Origin of the sequence: Microbacterium mangrovi (assembly GCF_000802305.1) — a bacterium.
Taxonomy (GTDB): domain Bacteria; phylum Actinomycetota; class Actinomycetes; order Actinomycetales; family Microbacteriaceae; genus Microbacterium; species Microbacterium mangrovi.
The window spans coordinates 204,923-228,957 of sequence record NZ_JTDK01000001.1 but is presented as its reverse complement, the minus strand read 5'-3'; the positions used below and the strand labels follow the sequence as shown (position 1 = coordinate 228,957).

The 24,035-nt window shown below is 71.5% G+C and carries 15 protein-coding genes; 7 read left to right on the top strand and 8 right to left on the bottom strand.

The window, feature by feature from the left end; genetic code table 11:
- Positions 1-111: 111 nt before the first annotated feature.
- Positions 112-1,023 (bottom strand): LacI family DNA-binding transcriptional regulator, encoded by a 912-nt coding sequence (locus LK09_RS01050; RefSeq protein ID WP_052226256.1) that lies wholly within the window; start codon positions 1,021-1,023, stop codon positions 112-114.
- A 136-nt stretch (positions 1,024-1,159) separates the two neighbouring features.
- Positions 1,160-4,015, bottom strand: a complete 2,856-nt coding sequence (locus tag LK09_RS20445) for a VaFE repeat-containing surface-anchored protein (RefSeq protein WP_197060938.1) — start codon at positions 4,013-4,015, stop codon at positions 1,160-1,162.
- Positions 4,016-4,343: 328 nt separating this feature from the next.
- On the opposite strand from LK09_RS20445, the gene LK09_RS01040 reads away from it, so the two are divergent.
- A complete protein-coding gene (locus tag LK09_RS01040; RefSeq protein WP_039394447.1) occupies positions 4,344-5,087 on the top strand; it encodes a sulfite exporter TauE/SafE family protein in 744 nt (247 codons plus the stop codon).
- Between the two features lie 6 nt (positions 5,088-5,093).
- Here the strand turns inward: LK09_RS01040 and LK09_RS01035 are convergent, their stop codons facing one another.
- Positions 5,094-6,227 carry a peptidoglycan-binding domain-containing protein gene (locus LK09_RS01035; RefSeq protein WP_039394444.1) on the bottom strand — a complete coding sequence of 378 codons (1,134 nt, stop codon included), beginning with the start codon at positions 6,225-6,227 and terminating at the stop codon, positions 5,094-5,096.
- A gap of 127 nt (positions 6,228-6,354) precedes the next feature.
- On the opposite strand from LK09_RS01035, the gene LK09_RS01030 reads away from it, so the two are divergent.
- Positions 6,355-7,011, top strand: a complete 657-nt coding sequence (locus LK09_RS01030) for a DUF2461 domain-containing protein (RefSeq protein ID WP_039394441.1) — start codon at positions 6,355-6,357, stop codon at positions 7,009-7,011.
- 75 nt (positions 7,012-7,086) lie between these two features.
- Positions 7,087-7,995, top strand: coding sequence for an alpha/beta fold hydrolase (locus tag LK09_RS01025; protein ID WP_052226254.1), 909 nt, complete (start codon positions 7,087-7,089; stop codon positions 7,993-7,995).
- A gap of 28 nt (positions 7,996-8,023) precedes the next feature.
- Here LK09_RS01025 and LK09_RS01020 read toward each other — a convergent pair whose 3' ends face one another.
- Complete coding sequence (locus LK09_RS01020; RefSeq protein WP_039394436.1) at positions 8,024-8,869, bottom strand: NAD-dependent epimerase/dehydratase family protein; 846 nt, start codon at positions 8,867-8,869, stop codon at positions 8,024-8,026.
- 100 nt (positions 8,870-8,969) lie between these two features.
- Here LK09_RS01020 and LK09_RS01015 point away from each other — a divergent pair, with 100 nt between their 5' ends.
- Together LK09_RS01015 and LK09_RS01010 are read left to right on the top strand one after the other, a co-directional pair.
- On the top strand, positions 8,970-15,818 hold the full coding sequence (locus LK09_RS01015; protein WP_156138595.1) for a hypothetical protein: 6,849 nt from the start codon (positions 8,970-8,972) through the stop codon (positions 15,816-15,818).
- On the top strand, positions 15,818-19,534 hold the full coding sequence (locus LK09_RS01010; protein WP_039394431.1) for a hypothetical protein: 3,717 nt from the start codon (positions 15,818-15,820) through the stop codon (positions 19,532-19,534). Before LK09_RS01015 ends, LK09_RS01010 begins: the two co-directional genes overlap by 1 nt.
- Before the next feature lie 249 nt (positions 19,535-19,783).
- On the opposite strand, the gene LK09_RS01005 is transcribed toward LK09_RS01010, so the two are convergent.
- Both LK09_RS01005 and LK09_RS01000 read right to left on the bottom strand, forming a co-directional pair.
- A complete protein-coding gene (locus LK09_RS01005; RefSeq protein WP_039394426.1) occupies positions 19,784-20,428 on the bottom strand; it encodes an SDR family oxidoreductase in 645 nt (214 codons plus the stop codon).
- A 38-nt stretch (positions 20,429-20,466) separates the two neighbouring features.
- Positions 20,467-20,781: a hypothetical protein gene (locus LK09_RS01000; RefSeq protein WP_039394422.1), complete on the bottom strand. Its 315-nt coding sequence runs from the start codon at positions 20,779-20,781 to the stop codon at positions 20,467-20,469.
- A 255-nt stretch (positions 20,782-21,036) separates the two neighbouring features.
- Between LK09_RS01000 and LK09_RS00995 the strand changes: the two genes are divergently transcribed.
- Both LK09_RS00995 and LK09_RS00990 read left to right on the top strand, forming a co-directional pair.
- A complete protein-coding gene (locus LK09_RS00995) occupies positions 21,037-21,939 on the top strand; it encodes an ABC transporter ATP-binding protein (RefSeq protein ID WP_039394419.1) in 903 nt (300 codons plus the stop codon).
- Positions 21,936-22,655: a beta/alpha barrel domain-containing protein gene (locus LK09_RS00990; protein ID WP_052226253.1), complete on the top strand. Its 720-nt coding sequence runs from the start codon at positions 21,936-21,938 to the stop codon at positions 22,653-22,655. Before LK09_RS00995 ends, LK09_RS00990 begins: the two co-directional genes overlap by 4 nt.
- A gap of 6 nt (positions 22,656-22,661) precedes the next feature.
- Here the strand turns inward: LK09_RS00990 and LK09_RS22090 are convergent, their stop codons facing one another.
- Together LK09_RS22090 and LK09_RS00980 are read right to left on the bottom strand one after the other, a co-directional pair.
- Positions 22,662-23,495: a hypothetical protein gene (locus LK09_RS22090; RefSeq protein WP_039394416.1), complete on the bottom strand. Its 834-nt coding sequence runs from the start codon at positions 23,493-23,495 to the stop codon at positions 22,662-22,664.
- Positions 23,496-23,622: 127 nt separating this feature from the next.
- Complete coding sequence (locus LK09_RS00980) at positions 23,623-24,009, bottom strand: group I truncated hemoglobin (RefSeq protein WP_039394413.1); 387 nt, start codon at positions 24,007-24,009, stop codon at positions 23,623-23,625.
- Between the last annotated feature and the right edge of the window lie 26 nt (positions 24,010-24,035).

The window sequence follows — 24,035 nt, the reverse complement described above, 5'->3', positions numbered from 1 at the left end:
AGAGAAGAGCAGAATTGAGTAGCGAAATCGCCGAATTGAGTACCGTTCGGCGAGAACCGTGCACGGCCGCAATTTCTTGCGCGCCGATCAGTTCGGATGCCTCGCCAGGGCTCAGGATCCGGACGCCGGCGGCGCGACGCTGTGCCGCGGCACGATCCGCGGCGGGAACCGGCGCACCACCGACGCACCGTCCTCCCCGGCAATGCGTCGCAGCAGTTGCTCGGCGGCAATGCGGCCGAGGCCCCGCCCGTGCTGGTCGACGGAGCTGAGTTGCACGACGTCGGACCTGGCGAGCGCGGTGTCGTCGTAGCCGATCACCGAGACGTCCTCGGGGGCCGACAGCCCCGCGTTCGACAGCGCTGCGAGCACGCCCAGCGCGGCCAGGTCGTTGTTCGCGAACACCGCAGTAGGACGCGGGGATGCCGACCGGAGGATCTGCTCCATCGCGCGTCGTCCGCCGTGCTCAGTCATGTTCTCTTCGACGATCAGCGGCTCCAGGCCGAGGCGCGTCATCGCGTCGAGGTATCCCGCCCGGCGACTTCCGTACGGCAGGGTCGAGCGGCTCGCGACATGCGCGATGCGGGTGTGGCCGAGCTCGTTCAGGAACTCCACCGCGAGGCTCCCGCCGAGCTGATCGTCGGCGAGCACGGAGTCGACGCCGGGAGCGGAGAGCTCCCGGGTGATGACGACCGCCGGGGTACCGCGCAACAGGGTCTCGAGGGCTTCGGGGGTGCCGGTGTAGCCGGCGAGCAGGATGCCGTCCACTCGAAGATCGACGAATGACCCGATCGCCTGTGCCTCGCGTTCGGGGTCGACGTCGGTGCCGGCATCCGACTCGGCGGCGCCGACCGCCACCATGAGCTGCTCGCCGCTGCCGGCGACGCCCTCGGCGATGCCGGCGTAGATGTCGGCGAAGACAGGATTGTGCAGCCCCAGCAGGAACACCCCGATCGTGTGCGTCCGGCCGCGAGCGAGCCGCGCGGCCGGGCGGGCCACCGATCGAGGACGCGCTGTGCTGTCCATCCCGTCATCGTAAGCCTCCGCGGGGTCGGCGGTCGGTCCGGAGGCCGTAATCCTGCGCGCGGGAGGTGAAGGCGCCGAAGACAGGGTGATGGCCCCCGGTCTGGGGAGACGGGGGGCCATCAGGGCGAGCAGGTGATCAGTTGGTCGTCTTGCGACGGGTCCAGATGCCTGCTGCTCCGATCGCGGCGAGGATGCCGGCTGCGATCGAACCGAACAGCCAGCCCTCACCGGTGTTGCTGGTGTTGTCCACCGTGCCGCCCGTGTTCACGGCCGGACCGTTGGCCGGCGTGTTCGGGGTGTTCGGCGTGATCGGAGTGGACGGGGTGTGGTCGACGTGCACGGTCTGGGACTTCGCGTTGATGTCCTGGTGCTTCGCGACCTCGCCCTTCGCATCGAAGAGGGCTTCGAACGCGACCAGGTCGTCACCGGCGAACCCAGCAGGCACGTTGAAGTCGATCTCGATCACGCCGTCGGCGGTCTTCGGGGTGAACTTCTTGGATGCCTTGATGCCGGTGGCCTTGCCGGTGGCCTTGTTCATGAGCTCACCCTTGACCGTGTACTCCTGCCCAGGGACCAGACCGGTGTACTTCACCAGGTCGCCGACCACACCACCGGTGGAGGGCAGTTCCTTGTCCCCATCAGCTTTGTCGGTCGCGTTCGTGTTCACCGTCGGGGTGGCGTTCACGTGCACCGTCTCGGCAGCATCGTTCACGTTCTCGTGCTTGGCGACGATCCCGTTCGCGTCCGAGATGTCCTGGAACGCGACCAGGTCCTTGTCCGCGTACCCGGCAGGAACCGTGAACTCGACAACCACCGAACCGTCAGCCTTGGTCGGGGTGAACGTGGTCGACCCCTTGATCCCGGTCGGCTTACCGGTGGCCTTGTCGACCTCTTCACCATTCGCGGTGTACTTCACACCCGGCGTCAGACCCGTGTACTCGATCAGGTCACCGACCACGCCACCACGGAAGTCGAGGGACTTGTCCCCATCAGCCTTGTCGGTCGCGTTCGTGTTCACCGTCGGGGTGGCGTTCACGTGCACCGTCTCGGCAGCATCGTTCACGTTCTCGTGCTTGGCGACGATCCCGTTGGCGTCCGAGATGTCCTGGAACGCGACCAGGTCCTTGTCCGCGTACCCGGCCGGAACCGTGAAGTCCACCTCAACCGAACCGTTGGCACTGGTCGGCGTGAAGGTCTTCGACCCCTTGATCCCGGTGCGCTTGCCAGTGGCCTTGTCGACCTCTTCACCGTTCGCGGTGTACTTCACACCCGGCGTCAGACCCGTGTACTCGATCAGGTCACCGACCACGCCACCACGGAAGTCGAGGGACTTGTCCCCATCAGCCTTGTCCGTCGCGTTCGTGTTCACCGTCGGAGCCGGGGCAGCATCCACATGCACCGTCTCGGCAGCATCGTTCACATCCTCATGCTTCACGACGATCCCGTTCGCGTCCGAGATGTCCTGGAACGCGACCAGGTCCTTGTCCGCGTACCCGGCCGGAACCGTGAAGTCCACCTCAACCGAACCGTTGGCACTGGTCGGGGTGAAGGTCTTCGACCCCTTGATCCCGGTGCGCTTGCCAGTGGCCTTGTCGACCTCTTCACCGTTCGCGGTGTACTTCACACCCGGCGTCAGACCCGTGTAGTTGATCACGTCACCGATCACGCCACCACCGGACGCCAGGTTCTTGTCACCGTCGGCCTTGTCCGTCGCGTTCGTGTTCACCGTCGGAGCCGGCGGCGTCGGCGCGGCATCCACGTGCACCGTCTCGGCGGCGTCGTTGATGTCTTCGTGCTTCACGACGATCCCGTTGGCGTCCGAGATGTCCTGGAACGCGACCAGGTCCTTGTCGGCGTACCCGGCAGGAACCGTGAAGTCCACCTCAACCGAACCGTCGGCACTGGTCGGCGTGAAGGTCTTCGACCCCTTGATCCCGGTGCGCTTGCCAGTGGCCTTGTCGACCTCTTCACCGTTCGCGGTGTACTTCACACCCGGCGTCAGGCCCGTGTAGTTGATCACGTCACCGATCACGCCACCACCGGACGCCAGGGTCTTATCCCCATCAGCCTTGTCCGTCGCGTTCGTGTTCACCGTCGGAGCCGGCGGAGCCGGGGTGTCATCGACGGTGATCGAGCCGTTGACCTCAGTGACCTTCTGATCCTGGGTTGAGACGGCCTGGCGCCCGGGGTGGGTGTTGTCCACCTGGAGGTTTCCGGACTGCTGCACGTTCACGCCATACGCGCTCAGCGTCGTCTTGCCACCGTTCGGTGTGTCCAACCACACCTGGTCACCGTTCTTCGCGTTCACCACCGCGTTGCCGGCTTGATCCACCACGGTGGCGCCGTTGGACGCCGACAGCGACACGACCGACACGTTCGTCGTGTGCACCACGAACGGCCCTGTCTTCCCGCCCGTGTTGTGAGCAAAACCAGCGGCCTTCGTGAACGACACCGCCCCACCCGGTGCATCCGACATCGGGCCGTCGTTCGCGTGATCGACGAGCCACGCGCCCAGGCCGCTCGGCTTCTGATCGGTGAAGCCCGACACGTACCAGAGCGCGATCTGCGTCCAGCCGGACAGGCCCTTGTCGTCGTACGGGCTCAGGTCGATGCCGGTGAGCTTGGACAACTGAGCGTTGGAGAGCGCGGGGAACGAATGTGCGAGGATCCACCCCTCCTTGGCAGTCACACCGCCTGACTTCTCCGTGTACTGGTCACCCGTGATCGGGCCACCATCGTTGTGAACGAGGCAGTACACGAGGCTGCCGTCGGACATCCGGAATGGTGCCTGCGCCTCGCCGTTGAAATCGAGTTCGGGGCTATAGGCACTGTCGACGACGTACCGGACCTGCCCGGTCGAAGCGTTGGCCGCCGCCGCACCGCCGAAGGCGGCGCCGGCGATCGCGACGACCGTCGCGGCTGCGATCACCGAGCGGCGGGCGCGCTTGTGGTTCTTGGTGCGCAGGCTGCATTCAGAAGCAGCAGCGCTCATGCTCTGACGCGGGTCTCGCGCCGACTTTCTTGCACTCATGTGGAGTCGTCCTTGCAGATCGGGGAATCGTAATCTCGGCGGGACTGGGACCGCCGTAGTCTCGGCGGGACTGGGACCGCGCCGACCGATTCACACTCTCGAACGAACACCACCTGGACCCGCTATCTTCGCGACATTGAGTAGTGACCGCAGCAAATTGAGTAGTGATCTGAAAAATCTGTGCACGGGCCCCTCGCCCGAAACGGCGATCGTGGCGGCCCCGCGCAACCGCGACCCGGGCGTCGCCGTAGGATCGATCCGAGGCACCGTCGAAAGGGCGAAGAGTGGCATGATCGACCTCGCCCCGTGGGCGTGGGTGCTGCTCGCCCTCGCCGCCGCCGTCATCGGCGTGTCCAAGACCGCACTGCCGGGCGCCAACACGCTCTCGATCGCGATCTTCGCGGCGTTCCTGCCGGCGCGCACCTCGACGGCGGCGATGCTGCTCCTCCTCATCGTGGGCGACATGTTCGCCCTGCTCACCTACCGCCGCCACGCGCACTGGCCGACCCTCATCCGGCTCGCCCCGGCCGTGATCGGCGGCCTCATCCTCGGTGCCGTGTTCCTCGCCTACGCCAGCAACGCGGTGGTGCGGCCGGTGATCGGCGGCATCCTGCTGGCGATGGTCGCGATCACCCTGTGGCGGCGCCGGTCGGCATCCTCCGACACGATCACCCACGCGCACCTCGGGGCGACGATCGGCTATGGCACACTCGGCGGGTTCACCACGATGGTCGCGAACGCGGGCGGCCCGGTGATGTCGATGTACCTCCTGGCGATGCGCACGCCCGTGAAGGTGTTCCTCGGCACGGCCGCGTGGTTCTTCGCGATCGTGAACCTGGTGAAGCTCCCGGTGCTCGCCGCGCTCGGGCTGTTCACCGTGCCGGTGCTGCTCATGGACCTCGTGCTCGTGCCGCTCGTGGTCGTCGGCGCCCTCGTGGGCCGGTGGCTGATCCCCCGCATCCACCAGCGGCTGTTCGACCGGATCGTGATGATCCTCACGATCGTCGGAGCCGCCTACCTGCTGATCCCGTAGCCCGGGTCAGGGGGTCGCGGACGGGGTGGGGGATGCCGTCGGCGTCGGCGCGGGGGTCGCCTGCCCCTGCTGGGCGATCGCCTTCTCGAACGCGCTGACCGTGGCGGCGTCCACGGCACCCGTCGCCGGGACGCCGAGCGCGGTCTGGAAGGCTATCACGGCATCCGTCAGCTCCGGCGTCCACACCCCGTCGACCGGGCCGTTCCAGAAGCCGGTGAGCTTGAGCGTCTGCTGGACGGCCGCGGTGGATGCCACGGAATCCTGCGCGGCGGCACCGCCGGTCGCAGCGACCTTCTTCTGCAGGGCGGCGGACGTCGCCTTGTCGACCGCGCCGGTCACCGGCAGCCCGGCCGCCTTCTGCAGGCTCTCCACGGCCGCGACGGTCTCGGGTCCGTACACGCCGTCGATGTCGCCGGCGTAGTACCCCGCCGTCGCGAGGTCCTTCTGCAGCGCCGTCGCGTAGGCGATCACGGCCTCCGCCGCCTTCTGCTTCTGCTGGTCGACCAGGCATCCGGCATCCGAATACAGGGCGAGCCAGGCCATCTCGACCGCGACGACGGCGCTGTTGAACTGCTCCGAGGCATCCTTCAGCGACGTCTGGTCGGTGATGCCCGCCTGGGCGTCGGCGAAATCGGACTCGGCCTGCTTCACGCGATCGACCGCCGTCGGCGAAGCGAGCGACGTGGCGGTCGGCTGCGGGGATGCCGGACTCGGCGAGCCGGACGACTGCGCCGCGGCGAGCGCAGCCTGCGCGTCGGCGAGCTCCTGCTGGGCGGTGACGAGCCGCTGCTGCGCGGCGACCGCGGCATCCGCACCGGCGAACGCCTCGTCCTTCGGGTCGGTGAGGTCTTTGCCCGCCGTGCGGACGTCCCCGACGGTGGGGGCGGTGGCGTGCAGCACGTCGCCATACCGGTCGAGGGCCTGGATGTACGTCTTGCTCGCCGAGCAGAACGCCTGGGATGCCGCATCGAACTCGGCCTGCGCCGACGACACCGCCTTCTCTTTGGCGGCGACCTCGGTCTGCGCCCGGTCGGCGGGGCTCATTCCGCCCGAGCATCCGGCCAGCAGCACGGCGGATGCCGCCGCCGCGGCGAGAAGGACACCGAGGCGCGCCGGCGCCTTCGCACGTGCAGCGTTCACGGTTCTCCCCGTTCGCAAGCCGATCTTGTGCGCCCATCCTGGCACCGCGCGAGCAGGGATGCCGCGAAACAGCGCACGGCGCGCCGGAGCGGTCGCGCGGCATCCGGCGGCGACCTAGAGTGGCGCCGTGGACAGCTCATTCTCCGGATGGCCGCAGGCCGCGCTGGACTTCTACGCCGGCCTCGAGGCCGACAACTCCAAGGCGTACTGGAGCGAGCACCGGGCCGTCTACGACGACCAGGTGCTCGCTCCGATGCACGCCCTGCTCGACGAGCTCGAACCGGAGTTCGGCGCCGGCAAGGTGTTCCGTCCGTACCGGGACGTGCGCTTCAGCGCCGACAAGTCGCCGTACAAGACCGAGATCGGCGCCGTGCTCGACGGCGGCGGCTACGTGCGACTCAATGCGACCGGCCTCGCGATCGGCGCCGGCGCGCACATGATGTCGCCCGGCCAGCTCGCGCGCTACCGGGCCGCCGTGGCCGACGAAGCCACCGGCGATGCCCTCGAGGCGGCGATCGCCGACCTCGCCGCGCACGGCGTCGAGATCTGGGTGGAGAACCGGCTGAAGACCCTGCCCCGCGGCTTCGGGCCGGATGCCGCGCACCCGGAGCTGCTGCGCAACAAGGACATCGCGGCCTGGAAGGCCTGGCCCGTGGAGCCGTGGCTGCACACCGCGGAGGCCGCCGGCCGGGTCGCGGAGGCGCTGCGCGCCACCCGCCCGCTCACCGACTGGCTCGACGCGCACGTCGGCGGCCACGACGGGGAGTCCGGCCGCCGCCGCTGACCCGGCATCCCTCGCCCGCTCGCCCCTGGTGCGACAGTGTTCCGCTGGGGTGCGGGGGTGCGGCAGACTGGGCGCATGAGTCGTGCGAAACCCGCTTCCGCGGCCCCGGGGCCGCGGAAGCTGCCACGCCGGCCCGCATCCGCCCTGGCCGAGAAGTGGACGCGGATCGACGGGGTCGACGTCTTCTACCGGGAGTCGCCGCGGCCGCCCGCCGATGCCCGGGTGATGGCGCATGTGCACGGCTTCGGACTGTCCGGCCGGTACCTTCTGCCCACCGCAGAAAGGCTCGCCGACGAGTTCCACACCTACGTGCCCGACCTGCCCGGCTTCGGCCGCAGCGGCAAGCGCCGCGACATGCTCGACATCCCTGACCTCGCCCGCGCCACCGCCGACTTCTTCGACGACCGCGGGGTCGAGAAGGCGACGCTCGTCGGCAACTCGATGGGATGCCCCGTCATCCTCGAATTCGCGCACCACTATCCGGAGCGCATCGACCGGGCCGTGCTCGTCTCGCCCGCCGGCGGCCTCTTCAACCAGCCGCTGCGCCGCGCCATCCGGCAGCTCACCACCGACGCCCCGCGCGAACCCGTCAAGATGGCCCGGGTCGCCGTTCCCGACTACGTGCGGTTCGGGGTGCCGAGCACCACGCGCATGTTCAAGGCGCTGGTGAGCTACCCATCGCTGGAGCGGCTGCTCGAACTGCGCATCCCCACCCTCGTGGTACTGGGCGAGCGCGACCCGCTGCTGCCCCACGCCCACCGCGTCGGCGAGATCGCGAGTCAGACCGACACCCACGTGCTCATCGTGCTGCTGGAGGGCGCCGCGCACGCGATCAACTTCAGCCACCCCGAACAGCTGGCCCACATCATCCGCACCTTCATGGACGACCTGCCGATGAAGAACGATCCGGCCTGGCCCGCCGACGTGCGCCTGTACGAGGTGCACCGCGGCGCGCACCACCCGCCCGCGAAGGATGCCGGCTGACCGCCGCCCGGTCCGACCGGCGCCCCGGTCAGACCGCGTCGCGCCAGCTGTGCGCCGGCGCGTAGCCGAGCATCCGGCGCGCCTTCTCGATCCCGAGGAGGGTCGTGTGCGCCTCGATGCCGGCCCGGCGCGGCACGTCCGGGAAGACCTCGGCGAGCAGCTCGTCGTTCGAGCGCGACATCACCGTGTCGGCGGCGGCGATGATGTACGCCTGGAATCCCGGAATCGCGGCATCCAGCGCGCGCTCCACCGCCTGGGCGCCGTCCCGCGCGTCGATGTAGCCCCACAGGTTCCACTTGCGGGCAAGGGCGTCGGCGTCGTACGACGGGAACTCGGCGTAGTCCTCCGGCCACATCACGTTCGAGAACCGCAGCGCCGAGATCGACAGGTCCGGATGCCAGCGCACCAGTTCGGTCGCGAGGCGCTCCTCGAGCACCTTCACCAGCGAGTACACGCTCTCCGGTCGCGGGGCGTACTCCTCGTCGACCGGCACGTACGGCGGCGGGACGTCGAACGGCAGGCCGAGCACGGTCTCGCTCGACGCGTACGCGATCTTGCGGATGCCCGTCCGCACCGCCGCCCAGAGCACGTTGAAGGTCACCGTCATGTTGTTGTGGAAGGTCGCGACGTCGGAGCGGATGCCGGGCGCCGGGATCGCGGCGAGGTGCGCGATCGCGTCGAATCCGTCGTGCCGGTCGCCGACCGCGGTGAGCGCGTCGACCACCTGGCCGTAGTCGGCGAGATCGACCTGGACGAACCCCGGCCCGCGCTCGCCGACGGCGTCGAAGCCGATCACGTCGTGGCCGTGAGCGCGCAGCTCGCGGACGACGACGGAGCCGAGTTTTCCTGATGATCCGGTGACGGCGATGCGCATGCATCCAGCCTGCCACTGTCCCCCTTGATGCGGGTCGAACCTGGGTATAACCTCTGAGGCGCAATAGCACACCCTCTACTGGCTGTCGAAGAGGCGCGCCGTGACTCAGTGGGACGATTTGCCGGATGCCGCGAGGAACGGCGGCGTCCTCACCGCGCTCGAGAACGCCCTGCAGGCGGGCGGTGCGACCGGGCCGACGCAGGACGGCGACTGGCGGGTCTGGACCAAGACCTACCGCGCCGACAGCCTCCTCCATCTCGACGGATTCGGCGGCGTGCCCGGCGGCGGCACGCCGATCGAGTTCCGCGACCCGAACATCCAGATCGACATCGGCCTGCACCAGACCGGCGGCACCGACGACGGCGGCTGGCGGGTGGTCGTCACGAGCCCCGTCGTCGCCGTGCACCTGCCGTTCCTGAGCCCCGCGCGCTACGACGTCGCCGGCGCGCGGCTCGTGCCCGACCCGACCATCGACCACGTGTCGATGGTCGTGGGCGGACTGAAGCTGCAGCTGTCGCAACTGTCCGGCCAGTCGGTGCAGTTCGACTTCCTGTCCGCCTCGACCACCGGGAACCCGGCCGACCACGTGTACGACCTGGTGCGCATGGAGCCGGCGTACGCGATCGTGGGGCCGCAGGCATCCCTCGGGTTCGGCTTCCGCGCCGCGGTGCTCGACCTCAGCTCGACGGCGGGCCCGACAGGGCTCCCCGCCGGGGCGCGGGCGATGCCGGATGCCTGGCAGGGCTTCTACCTGCCCGAGGTCCGCGTGTTCGTGCAGCCGCCGGGCACCGAGGACCTGTATGTCACCGCGGCCGCCCGCGACCTGTACATCGGGGTGGGGGCGAGCGCGGGGCTGACGGCGATCTTCGAGGCCGAGGTGGTCAATGCCGCGGAGCTCTCCGTCTCCGCGCACGTGCTCACCGCGGCCGGCACGTACATCCCCGTCACGATCGCGGATCCGACCTCCGATCCCGCACACGGCACCGCGACGGTGCCGGCGGACTGCACGCTGTTCGTGGACACGCACGGCGGCTCCGGCGCGAACGACGTCACCATCGCCCCGGGCAACGCGACGAGCGTGCACGGCACGCGCGCGCAGATCACGACGGATGCCGGCGGCACGACGATCCAGGTGACCGTGGTCGACGGGTCGGCGGGCCTCACCAAGCACCTGACGATCACCACGAGCCTCGACACGAGCGCGGCCGCCGGCGGCGGAGGCGGCGTCACCTCGCTCTCGGTCACCCCCACCGGCAGTCCGGGCCCGTACCGGATGACGACCTCGTCGATCGATCCGGCGGTGGTGCGCCTCGTGCCCGAACCGCCGCCGACGGCGACGATCGCCTGGACGAGCTCGACCGTGGCGATCGTGGGACCCACGGACGGCGCGTCGGTCACCCTCGACATCTCCGCGCTCACCGCGGCGAACCCGCTCTCGAGCGATCTCACCGCCACGGTCAGCGGCGCGGACGCGACGGTGAGCGACTGCTTCTTCCTGTTCGACCACCCCAAGCCCGCGGAGATGACCTCGCCGGGCTGGGCGCTCACCCCGGGGAACACGCGGGATCAGCCCTCGCCCGCGCACGACCAGCAGGCGGCATCCCGCAGCTACGTCACCGCGGCGCACGATCTGGCGACGTACCTCGACGTGAGCACCGTCTTCACGGTCGACGGGTACGCGTCGTACGAGACCGAGCAGACCGCGTACAACCAGCAGCTCAGCCAGCGCCGCATCGACGCGGCGGTCGCGATCCTGCACGACGCCGGCTTCACGCACGCGGTGGCCGGCACCGCGTTCGGCGCGGGCAACGCCCATACGGGGACGGCGCCGCGCACCGGCACCACCCCGCCTGTCACGCCGCCGCCGGCGCCGCCGGCCGAGACCGACGGGTTCTGGTGGCTCGCCCGGGCGTGGGCTCCCGCCGCCCCGCCGGCGACGGTCACAGCGACGCTCGCCGCGACCCGGGAGGACTTCGGCGGCCACAACGAGCAGAAGGACGTCACTCCGGCCAAGCCCCCGCAGCCGAGCTGCTTCCGCCGCATCGGAGTGCGCGTCGAGATCCTCCGCGACACCTTCATCCGCGCCGAGATCTGGGGCGAGTTCGACCTCTCGCAGGCGTCCGACCGCAGCGCTCCGGGCCTCGGCCTCACCGCCCAGCAGCACCAGGACAACCCTGCCGACGGCATCGTCGACTTCCTGCTGCGGCTGCGGATCAGCGAGGACCGCCAGTCGTGGGAGGTGGATGCCGAGTTCCGGGCCCACGACAGGGACAAGGACGGCGTGTATCAGCGCACGCGCGGCGACGGCATCCCGAACACCGTGATCGACTCGGTCGGCGCCCTCGCCGTGCTCGCACCGCTGACGGCCGCCGCGAGCAGCCTGTCGCCCGCAGCGGGCGGCGTCATCGCGCTCGGCGCGGTGGCGGTGGGCGCGGCCGGCGTGCTGGAGGCGCAGGTGCTCACCCTGCACGGCGGAGAACTGGTCGTCGCGGACGGGATCGTCAGCGCCGACGGCTCGACGGGGGATGCCGCAGCCGGATACCGCGTGGCGGTCTTCTTCGACGTCGAGACGAAGTTCGCGTTCGATCTGAAGATCATCCGCACCGCCGCCGGCAAGCCGATGAGCGCCCGCTACAAGGCGATCGGCGTGGAAGGCGCGTGGGGCGGCGCCGCCAACCCGGACTTCCGGCCGCTCGCGGTCTTCGACCCCGCGAAGGGCTACACGATCGATGCGCCCGACGGCTCGCTCGTCGCCACGCCCCCGCTCGACCAGATCCTGCGCATCTTCGGCTTCCGGGTCAGCCGCGACAACCCCATGTTCGTCGAGGTGCAGTTCGGGATCGGGCTCGAGATCGGCATCCTCACCATCGACACCGCCACCGTGCGGGCGGCCTTCTCGGGCGACGGCACCCCCGACATCAGCATCTCGCGCCTGTCGGCGACGCTCGACGTGCCCGGCGTGCTGCACGGCACCGGATACGTCGCGATCTCCGACACCCAGATCAGCGGCGGATTCGACGTGTCGGTGACGTCGGTGAACATCCGCATCGCGGCGACGCTCACGATCCACCCCGACCCCTCGGGCGGCCCGGCGATCGGCATCCTCTTCGGCGCCGCCGTCGAGTTCCCCGCGCCGATCCTGCTCGGCTCCTCGGGCCTGGGCATCTACGGGTTCCTCGGCGGCATGGGCATCAACTTCGCGCGCAGCTACGACGCCGCCGCGGAGCTTCCGGCCCTCGACTGGGCGATCCGGCACCTGCACGACGACGACCTGTTCACCGACCAGGCCTGGCACTACAACCGCGACGACTACTCGTTCGGCGCGGGCCTGGTGCTCGGCACCGTCGACGGCGGGTTCACCCTGAACCTCAAGGGCGTGCTGCTCATCTCGGTGCCCGGCCCCGAGATCACCCTGCTCGCCCTCGCGAACGTGCTCAGCCCGTCGCTTCCCGAACTCGGCGGCGACACCAGCGCCACCATCGTCGCCGTCATCGACCTCGACTTCGGCCGCGGCACGGTGCTGGTCGCGCTGCGCATCCAGTACGACGTCGGGTCGCTCCTGTCGGTCACGGTGCCGGTCACCGCGTTCTTCGACACCCGCAACACCGAGCACTGGTACGTCGAACTCGGCAACTACGCCCACCCCGCCACCGTGCGGGTCTTCGACACCATCACCGGCACCGGCTACCTGGAGGTGCACGGCGACGGCATCGCCCTCCCCACGAATCCCCCGCTGAGCTCGGACGGGCTCGTCTTCGCCACCGGATTCCACATCGAAGCGGTGCTCATGGGCAGCGAGTCGATCGGGCTCTACTTCAAGGCGGCGGCCGGCTTCGACGCGCTGTTCGCGCCCGACCCGCTCTTCATCGCCGGCATCTTCGAGGTCAGCGGCGAGCTGCGGCTGTGGATCATCAGCATCTCGGCGAGCGCCAAGCTCGACATCATCTACCGCGGGGCCACCGACGAGCTCTACGTGCACGGCGAGGTGCACGGCAAGGTCGACTTCTTCTTCTTCAGCGTCGAGGGATCCGTGGAGCTCACGATCGGCAGCCAGCCGGCGGCCGCTCCCCCGCCCGTGCAGAACCTCGTCACCGGTGTGGGGCTGGTGAACCGGACCGTCCACGTGCTCGTTGAGGGAACCGGGGTCGGCGAACCCGTGGACGGGGTGATCGCCAAGGCGACCGAGGCTGCTCCGTTCCCGGCGGACGTGCCGATCGACGCGATCCCGGTGATCTCGTTCCTCACACTGCCCAAGACGGATGCCGCGGACGTCCTCGGCGGGGTGCTCGGCTCGTACGCGGGGGCGCCGGCGAATCCGTGGATGCAGCTGGGCGACTACTGGTGGCGCTACGAGGTCACCGCGGTTCGTCTCACCGGCGGACCGCTCATCCCGCCGACCCCCGCCGGGTCGTCGGCGGCGAGCGTGTGGTGGGTGCAGACCGGCGGCACGCAGGCATCCTCGCTGCGGCTGGCCCTGCTGAACTGGACGCCCGACCCGCACCCGGCGGCCGTCCCGTACGGCGAGGCGCTGACGAACACCGTGGACCACCGCTGGGGAACGATCTGCGCCACCGCGGCCGCACCCGCCGCCGTGCTGTGGACGTTCGACGGGCAGCCGGTCGGACCGAGCGTCACGGGCTGGGCGCTCACCGGCATCCCCTGGCCGGACGACCCGGGAACGGTGCGCACCGCGCCGGTGCGCACCGGGATGACCGTCACCGAGCTGTGGCGCATCGCGCCCGCCGTCGACCCGCTGCAGGGCACCGACCCCGCCGTCGTGGTCGGGGATGCCGTCGCCTGCTACGACCGCGGGATCAGGGATCCGAAGACCGTGCCGGCGGCGTGGGCGAAAGGGCAGCCGGCCGGCTTCAGTGCCCGGGGCCTGCTCACCGGCGCGGCGGCCTTCGCCGCGCTCGACGCGAACGCGACCGCGGGCGGCTCGCTGTACGACTTCCCGGCGGCGCAGCAGGCGTCCGCGTGGGAACCCGCGACGGTGTCCGGCTTCGCCCGGGCCGCCGGCGCGACCCGCGGTCAGGTGGTCGTGAAGGGCGCCGGATGCTTCGGCGAGGTGCTCCGCTCCCCGGTGCGCGACCTCCCCGAACCCGCCCCGGGCGCCGACGACGTCACCCGCGGACTCGTCAAGGAGTCCTGGTCCGCCTCCGGGTTCCGGCCCGACGCCCTCGCCGACGCGGTCGCGTTCGACGTCGGCGGGCCCGGCGACGCCGACGGCTTCGAAGAGGTCGGCATCCTGATGCTCCTGCCGCGCATCGGCCTGGAGTACGGGCTCGTCGTCTCGGCGCGCGTCGCCGACGGATCGGAGGTGGTCTCGCACCGCGTCGACCCGTCCGACATCGTTCCGTCGCCGGCGACGATCCCGGCGACGTGGCTCGAACCCGGACGCCCCTGGGCGGACCCGGTGAGCCGGGCCGGGCACCTGGCGGCACGCCTCATGTCCACCGAGAAGCTGGTCGCCGTCTTCGTGCGCGTGGACGGTCTCGGCGGCAAGGTGCCGCGCGTCGTCGTCGGGTGGGACCGCAAGCGGTCTCAGGGTCCGTTCCCGGCCTTCTTCGTCGTCGCGGTCGAGGCGCTGCTCGGCTCCGAGACCCGGCGCGCGGACTGGGACACGACGACCCTCAACCAGGACCAGCAGGCCCTGAACACCGCGCTCACCCAGCCGGCCGGCAGCGAGCCGCTGCTCACCCCCGACACCCAGTACACGGTGGAGGTCGACTGGCAGGCGACGTTCGTGGCGGTGTCCGGCGACCCGCACAGCCCGCCGCAGGGGGTCGCACCCGCAGCGACCCTGATGCCCTCCGACCTGCCGGGAGCGAACACGTCCGCCACGACGCAGCGGTTCTCCTTCCACACGAAGGCACGGGCGAACGTGCCGTCGGACGTCGTCACCGACCTGTCGCCGTGGGTGCTCTCCACGATCCCCGCGAAGGAGGAGACGGGTGTCTTCACCCACGCCGGGGTGAGCCTGACGTTCTCGTCGCAGCGGGTCGCCGCACTTTTCGACGCCTACGACCTCGAGCTGTACGCGGTGGTGCACGCGTCGAGCGGCATCCACCCCCGCCTCGCCGACCAGCCGGACGATCCCGTGCCGCAGGTGCCCCTCGGCGGCGGATCGCCGTACGTGGTTGCGGGAGCGACCTCGCCGGTCACGTCGCCGTGGCGGGAGGCCGTCGAGCAGGTCGCGACCGAGGCGGGATGCCTGGACGCCTCGAAGTTCGACCACAGCACGTTCACCGTCACCCTGCCGTATGTCTTCGAACCGCTGACCGAGTACCTCCTCGACGTGCACGCCCGCAAGAAGGGCGACGCCGGCACCGGCGACATCGTCTACCGGGTCCCGTTCCGCACCGGCCGGTTCGCGGATGCCCCGGACCTCGCCGCGTTCGTCGGCAGTGCCCGGGCCGAGGGGCGCGGCATCCTGAACCCCGCGTCGCTCACGCCGCTCGTGGGTGAGGTCTCCGGCGTGATGATCGACGACGCGTTCGAGGCGGCCGGTCTCGGCGCGGCCGCGACGCCCGGGTTCCCCGCCGTGCAGGTGCTGTGGAGCACCGACCCGGTGCCGCAGCCGATCGCGGTGATCGTGGAGTCGAGCGAGCAGATCGTCCGGTCGCGGCCGATCCCGCAGCAGGTGCCGGCGGCGGCGACCGACCCGGACCCCACCCACCACTACTGGGCGAGCGTGCCGTGGCCGTGGCTGACGGTCGCCCCGTCGACGGGCCCGGCGGATCCGGGCCTGCCGGATGCCCCGGTCGCGCGGATCGCCACCGGTCCCGGGGGCACGCGGGCGATCGCGTTCCTCGGGGCGGGGGCGCGCGGCACGCGGCTGCGCCTGGACCTCGTCTCCGATCCGGACGGCCCGGGCGGGGCCGCGGGCACGCCCACCGCACTGCTGTCGGTTCCGCTCATCGCCGCACCGTGGGAGGAGGAGGACTGATGGCACGCATCGCGAACCCCTCGTACTTCCGCGCCGAAGCCGTCGGCATCGACTGGGCGGCGATCGCCAAGCTGCGCGGACAGCAGCTCGGCGACAAGGTCCCGACCCGCAGCATCCGCCTGGCGTGGGCGTGCCATGCCGACCTGGGCGTTCCGCACGGCGTGTTCACGGTGTGGCAGCGTCCGGTGTCGGGGCAGGATGCCGCACCCGTCGAAGCCACCACCGAGACCGCACCCGACGGCTCGCTGCGGCTCGACTGGGGGACCGCCGCCGGGCGGGTCGTGATCGACTGCACGGTGGCCGATCCCACGCAGCCGGTGGTGGTGCGGCTGTGCTGGCGGACGGGATCGAAGGAGTCGGTGACGGCGATGGGCACGGCCGGGCCGGGCATCCCGACCGCGCACGTCGAGCTGCGCACCCCTGGAGCGACGTGCGCGCTCGTGACGAACGCGGTGAATCCCGTGGCCCGGGTGGTTCCGCTGGACGACATCGTCAACGCGCCGGACTGGAAGCAGCTGGAGTTCGTGGGGCTGCCCGTGCTCCCCGGCGGGATCGGCGGCACCGACTACGACGGTGAGAAGCAGGGGCTGGTGTCGGCGCCGATGCCCGCGCGGGATGCCGCCCTCGACCGGCTCTCCCGCGGGGGGCCGCTCGTGGGCTGGCCGGCGACCCTCCCCTCCGGAGTGACGGCACCGCTCTGGCAGGCGCCGGACCCAGGGCGCTTCGTCGACCGGATCGACGCCGAACTGCTGGACCGGATCGCCCCGCTGTACGCGCCGGGCCTGCCCGAGAACCAGCAGGCGCAGCTGACGAACCGCGTGGGCGTGGACGGGCCGGATGCCGCGCACCCGGCATCCCTGGACGCGGCGCCGTGGCCGCTGCTCGCCGTGCCCGCCGTGACCGACCCGTTCGCCAACCTCGCCCTCGGCTTCGGAACCGCGTACCCGCTCGGCGGACGACAGGTCGTCATCGCGCAGCAGGCCGCGGTCGAGTTCCTGGTGACCGCCGACTACAGCGCCGGCCCGGTGTTCCGCGCCTCAGGCTCCGGGTGGAACGTCGAGGTGCCGCTCCCCGGCGGCGAGTACGCCGCCTACGCGCCGCCGGTCGCGCACCTGCAGACCCCGGCTCCGCTGCCGCTGACCGCGGCCCGCTACTCCCTCCAGCCGCCGGTCGCGATCGACGCCCCCTGGCGCGAGAACGTGCGCACGAGCTGGCCGCCGCTGTCGGCCGACGCGGGCATGGTGCGCGTCACCCAGTTCGCGACCGTGCGCACCCCCGCCGGGGCGGCATCCGCGACGGCGCTCTTCCCGTTCGAGACGGACGTGGACGGATGGCGCATCCCCAACGTCCCTCCGCTCGCACCCGGTGCCACCACGCTGAGCTCGACCGATCCGGTGACCGACATCCCGCTCGGCAGCGGAGGCCGCACCGAACTGTACGCGGCTGCGCTGTCGGACGTGTACGGCGTGTGGTCGGCGTGGAGCGAGGCGCTCTACAGCGGCACGGAGCCGCCCGCCCCGCCGCCGATGCTCGCGAACCTCAAGCTGCGGGCCACATATGCCGGAACGGCGCAATGCCCGGCGACCCTGGACGTCGACGTCCTCGTGGAGTGGCAGGAGCGCACCACCACGGGCGTGGAGTTCTCGGCCGTCTTCTTCCCGATGGCCGGTCAGTCGACGCCGCCGCCCGCGGGCATCGGGGCGGAGTCCGTGCCCGCCGGCGCCGTGCGCCAGAGCTTCTCGATCTCCTTCGCCGGCGACGTCCCGACCGGCGTCGGCTGCACGGTGACCCCGCTCGACGAGAACGGGGTGCCGGCGGCCGCCGCCGGGGCCGGGCAGGGCGAGCCGCGCCGGTTCGCGGTGCACGTGGATCTGGGACCCCTCGACTACGGCGTCACCGACCGCTGGGGCGTCGACGTGTGGGCGCGGCGGTCGCTCGCCGTCGGCCCGACGCCGACCGACTGGGCGCCGGACGATCCGGCCCGCGCGATGCTCGCGTCGGCGGGCAGCCCGGTGCCGGTCATCCCGGCCACGAGCCCGCTGCCGGGCGTGCCCCTGGCGAGCCTTCCGGACGCCGACGGCCGGTCGCACGTCCGTGTCGTGTGGGGTGCCGCGAGCGGCGCGGTGAAGACCTTCGTGGTGTGGCAGGCGAGCGAGGACTACCTGCGGGAGCGCTGCGGGGCGCCGGAGCCGGCCGCGTCGGACGTGCCCGGCGCCCGGCTGGTCGTGCTCCGCCAGCTGCTCGTCGACCATCCCGAGGAGTGCCGGCTCGCGTTCCGCCGGGTGGCCGATATGCCCCCCGACCGGCGCGAGGCCGACATCCCGCTCGCCCGCGGCGCGACCGGGATGCAGTTCTTCGTCGTGACGTCGACGACGCCGAGCGGGGTCGACTCGCCGTGGCCGTACAACACCGCCGGGCACGACTACACCCAGGTGTTCATCGCGCCGAAGGTGATGCAGCCCGCGCAGCCACTCGCGCGTCCGGCGATCACCGCCGCGGGCGCCGACGTCGATCTGGAGGTGGCCAGCACCGTGCCGGTCTCGCGGTTCCGGGTGTACAGCGCGCACAGCTTCGACGCGGCCCGGCGGGCCGACTCGATGGGGGCACCCGCCTTCGTGACCGCGACCGCGCCCGGGGCGGGGGACGTCGACCTGGTGACCGGGCAGCCGATCTTCCGGGGGCACTGGGCCGGGGCCCTGGCGCCCAGCTGGAAGACCTGGTACGTGCGCACCGTCGCCGAACCGGACACCAGCGGCATCCCGGAGCGCGCCTGGCGCGGCATCCTCTCGCCGGCTTCGGACATCACGACCGTGCGCGTGCCGCCGGCGACCCCCACCGACCTCGACCCGCTGGTGGTCGAGTCCGTGACGCCCGACCACAGCGTGCTGGTGGCCCGCACCTCCACCGCCGCGCCGGTGGCCGACACCGACTTCGGACCGCACCTGGTCGGAGCGGTGACGGCAGCGTCGCTCACCGGGGCGGATGCCGATGCGGCCGTGCTGACCGCGCTGTCGGCGGTCCCGGCGGATCCGCCTCTCACGGCGCCCGCGCCCGGCGTCGCCCTCGTGATCCGCGGCGACCGCGCCGCCGGGCGCACGCCGCTCGCGGTGTGGTTCTCCCGGGCGGATCCCACTCAGCCGGTGGATGTCGCGCTTCGCCTCGTCGACCCGCTCGGCCGCGCCGTGGTGCAGCTCGCCCACGTGGACGGGTGGATCACGGCGACGCCGCCGAACCTGGAGCTCGTCGCGGTGACCCGCGTGTCGCCCACCGCGGCGGTGGTGACCGTGTCGAGCACGGAGGACCGCACCGTCGTGCCGCCGTTCGTGCTGTCGGTGTCGGCGTCGCGCCGGGTGATCGTCCGCCCGCCCTTCGGGCCGCTGCCGGGGATCGGCGGGCCGCCCGGTCGGGGCGGCGGGATCGGGGAGGCCCCGATCGCCGGCCGCGGCATCCCGATCGTCCCCGGGCCGATCGTGCCCGGGCCGCTCGGTCCGACGCTGACCGCGTCGATCGACCTGCCGTCGATTCGTCCGGCCGGCGTCCTGCCGCCGCGCCCGTTCCCGCCGCGGCCACCGGTGAACGGCATCCGGTTCTCGTACCGCGACGAGCCGGGCGGAGCCCTGTACGACATCTACATCCCGCTCGCGACGCCGTTCGCCGCGACCGTGATGCTGACCTCCCCGCAGGGCCCGCACACCTCCGTCCGCGCCGCCGGCTGAGTCGGGGGCTGCGGCTTCCACCGACAACAATCGCGCCCCGCTGCCGCGATTCTTGTCGGCGCAACGGGATGTGAGATGCGCGAGCACCGCCGCGACTTCCACCGACAACAATGGCGCCCGGGCAGCGCAAATCTTGTCGGTTGAACGCGATGCCGGATGCTTCGACCGACAACAATCGCGCCCCGGCGGCGCAAATCTTGTCGGGTGAGTGAAGACGCGTCGCCGCGGAGCGCCGGTCCGTGCCCCGGCTCAGCCGCGGATCGCGTCGGCGATCGGAACAGTCCCCGTGTTGAACCGGATGGTGCGGCCGATCGTGGAGTCGTCCTCCAGCACCGCGGCGATCACGGCGGCGACATCCGCACGCGGCACCGAACCCGACGTGGTCGCGGCCGTGTCGATCAGCCCGGTGGGCGGGTCGAGGGTCAGCGCGCTCGGCGCGAGGATCGTCCAGTCGAGGGCCGTTCCGCGCAGGTGCGCGTCGGCGGCTGTCTTGGCCTCCGCGTACTCGTGGAAGGGGTTGTCCGGGCTGATGCCGTGGTCGGGCCCCGCCCCGAAGTACGAGACCATCACGTAACGCCGGATGCCGGCAGAGGCGGCGGCATCCATCGAGCGGATCGCGGCATCCCGATCGACCGCGCGCGTCCGCGCCGGGTTGCCTCCCCCGGCCCCGGCCGACCACACCACCGCGTCATGCCCGCGCATGCGGTCGGCGAGTTCGGCGGCATCCGCCGATTCGACGTCGGCGACGAGGGCGACCGCACCGGCCGCTTCGACGTCCGCGACCTGCGCCGGGTCGCGGATCACCGCGGTCACGGTGTCGCCGCGGGCGGCGAGCATCGGTTCGAGCAGGAGGGCGATCTTGCCGTGTCCGCCGATCAGAAGGATCCGAGCCATGCCCCGAGCCTATGCCGCGCAGGATGCCTCGTGTCCGACTATCCGAGGTGCCAGAGCCCGGCGATGCCGCCGATCAGGAACGGCAGCGAGAAGAACACGACCACCGCCCCGCCGATGACGGCGAGCAGTGCTCGGCTCGAACCAGCCCACCGCCGGTGTCTGCCCACCCGACGACGCGCCGACACGGCCAGGCCGATCGCGACGATCGCGAGCACCAGTCCGAGGAACGACCGGTGCACCACCGTCGCGAGCACGGCGGCCACCACGCACAGGTCGGCGATCCACGTCGTCCAGACCACGCGCCGGTCGACGTGGAGCGGTTCGGCACGACGGACCGGAGGGTTGCTCGACACAGATGCAGGCTACCCTGCCTCGTTCAGCGGTTCTCGTCCGTGCGTTCGTCCTTCCAGACGAGGGCGCTGTCGCCCGGGTGGTGCGGCAGTGCCATGCCGATTCCTCCTCCGGTGCGGGATGCCCGCACACCATCGCACAGGTTACTCGCGGCACTCGTCCCACGGTTCCGCGCGATCACCACTCAATTTCGCCTGTTCGGTACTCAAATTCGACGTTGGAACCTCCCCGCCCCGCGAGCGGCGCAACCCTGAAGGATGGCTGACGACGGAGAAGTGCGGTGGGACGACGTGCACAAGAAGTTCGGATCCGTCGCCGCGCTCGACGGGTTCTCGATGCACGCCGGGCCGGGCGTGCACTGCGTGCTGGGCGCGAACGGAGCCGGCAAGTCGACCGCCTTCGCGGTGCTGACGGGCGCTCGGCGCCCGGACACCGGCACCGTCACCGTCGGCGGAACGCCCGTGCGGCGCGGCGGCCCGGCGAGCAGGCTGATCGGGTTCGCCCCGCAGGCGATGTTCTTCCCGCTGACCGTGACCGTGCGCGAAGCCGTCGCGTTCGTCGCGGCGCACTATCCGAACCGCGCCGACGTGGACGAGGTGCTGGATGCCGTCGGGATGACGACGGAAGCGCGGCGACTGTGCGGCGGCCTCAGCGGCGGGCAGACGCGCCGGCTCGGCCTCGCGTGCGCCCTCGTCGGGCAGACCCCGGTGCTCGTGCTCGACGAGCCGGTCGCCGGGCTCGACCGTCCCGGGCAGAAGCTGCTCCACGCCCTCATCCGGCGCCTCGGCGACGAGGGCCGCACGGTGCTCGTCGCGTCCCACGACCTGGCGGAGGTGGACGAGATCGCCGACACCGTCACCCTCGTCGCGCGTGGCCGCGTGCTGCTCACCGACACGGCGGAAGGAGTGCGCAACCGGCTCGGGAGCGTGCGCGTCTCGTTCACCGCCGACGACGCCGCATTGCGGACGCTGACCACCCGATACCCCGGGCTCGAACCCGCCCTCGACGGAGAGGGCCGTCGCTCGGTCGTCACCGACCGGCCGGACGACATCGCCCGCGTCATCCTGAACGAGTGCGACGACCCGCACCTGCGAGTGCACGACCGCACACTCGCCGAGGCGCTCGACGCACTGCTCGACGAGGCGGGGGCACCCGCATGAACGTGGTCGCCGCGGGCATCCGGCTCTGCACCCTCGAACTCGTCCGGCAGCCCTCGTTCCTGCTGCCGCTCGCGATCTTCCCGACGCTGCTCTACCTCTTCTTCGGCACCCGCCAGGAGGGCGACCCAATCCTCCTCGTGCTCGGCTACTGCGCCTTCGCGATCCTCGGCACGATGATGTTCCAGTTCGGAGTCGGCATCGCGTCGACCCGAGACGACCCCTGGACCGGCTACACCTTCACCCTGCCGGGCGCGGCCTGGCAGCGCCTCGGCGCGACGCTGAGCACCGGCGGGCTGTTCTCGCTCGCGTTCTGCATCCCGGTCGTCGTCGCGGCCGGGCTGACCGGTGCGCTTCGACCGCTACCGGCGCAGACGATCGCCCTGGTGCTGGGTGCGCTCTGCGCTGGCGCCGTCGTCCATGGGCTCCTCGGGCTGACTCTGGGCTACTGGCTGCCCGCCCGCGGCGCGCTCGGCATCGCGAACCTCCTCTCCTTCGCCCTCGGCTACGTCGGCGGGATGTTCGGTCCCGTCACCGAAGGCATCCCGGGCCTCCTCCGTCCATGGACGCCCACGGGAGCGTGGATCGACCTGATCTACGCGGCCTCCTCGGGGCAGGATGCCGGGCGCCCCGTCCTGGTCAGCGTCGCGTATGCGGTCCTGTTCGCACTGGCAGCCGCCGCCGGCTACCGGCGCACGGAGCGCACCGTGCACCGGTGAGCCCGGTCAGGGCGGCAGCTGGGCGCGGGCGGCGCCCACCGCCTGCTCTGCCGCCGCGACGGCGGCGTCCGCGGTGGCCCGGCGCTCCCCGGCACCGTCGACCCGCGAGCGGGCGTCCTCCCGCTCCGCCCGGATGCGGGCGAGCTCCGCCTCGACCTCCTGCTCGCGGGCCGTGAGCTCGTCGAACCTGCGGGTGAGGTCGGCGACCTCGAGTTCGACCCGCGCGCGATCGCGCTGCGCCAGGTGCAGGTGCTGCTCCGCAGCGCGCACCGCCGCCTCCGCCCGCCTCCGCTCGGCGGCGGCACCTCGCTCGTCGGTCTTCGACGCGGCGGCGGGAGCGACCGGCTGGCCGTCCAGCGCCGCGATCGCATCCAGCGGGAACGCACCCGAGGACTCGAGCTCCCGCACGAGCCGGCCCGACGCGACGGCGGCCGCGGCATCCGGATCGAAGAACGCCGCCGTGATCGTCTGACGCACCGCCTCCGCGGTGGATGCCGACACCTTCCCGCCCCGGGCGGATGCCAGGGCCACGGCATCCTCGGCGAGCTTGCTGGTCAGCGCACGGCGCTGCCGTCCGAGCTGCGCGAGCGCCGCGGCATCCAGACTGGCCTGCGCCTCGCGCAGCGCTTCGGCCAGCTCAAGAGCCTCGGCGAGCTCCGCGGTGCGCTCGGACGCGAACACGTTCACCACCCAGGCGGCGACCGACGGCTTGCGCAGGGCGCGGATCTGCGCGGCGGCCTCGCGATCAGACGCCTCCGCCGCACGCGCGTTGCGCGTCGCGATGAACTGGTCCGGCGCCCCGGAGTACAACTCGGCGGCGATCTCAGCGAGCGACGGCATGGGCCGATCGTGCCACGAAACCCGGCTGAAAACAGGCAGATGGCCCAGAACCGGGCGATCCACGGGGAATCACCCTGTTCTGGGCCATCCGCCTGTTGTCGGCGAACCGGGCCGGCCGCCGCGAGCGTCAGGCGACGCTCGCCCCGGTCACGACCTGGGCGCGCAGCGGCATCAGGGCCCCTGCCACGACGCCGATCGTCTCGTCGTCCACGCCCGCCTCGGAGAGCGCGGTCGCCGCGTGACCGATGACCCGGTCGAAGTCGGCGTCGCTGATCCCGCGGCCCGCGTGCGCGGCGCCGAGGTCCATGCCCGTGTAGGCGTTGGGGCCGCCGGTCGCCGCGGCGAGGAACATCGCCATGTGCCCCTTCTGCTGCGGCAGCCGCGTGTCGACGAAGAACGGCGCCAGCGTGTCGTCGGCCATGATCAGCTCGTACAGGCGGTCGACGACGGCGGCGATGCCGGCTCCTTCCCCCAGCTGCTGGTAGAGGGTCTTCTCGTCGGCGGTGTCGGTCATACTCTTTGCTCCGATCGTCATTGGGG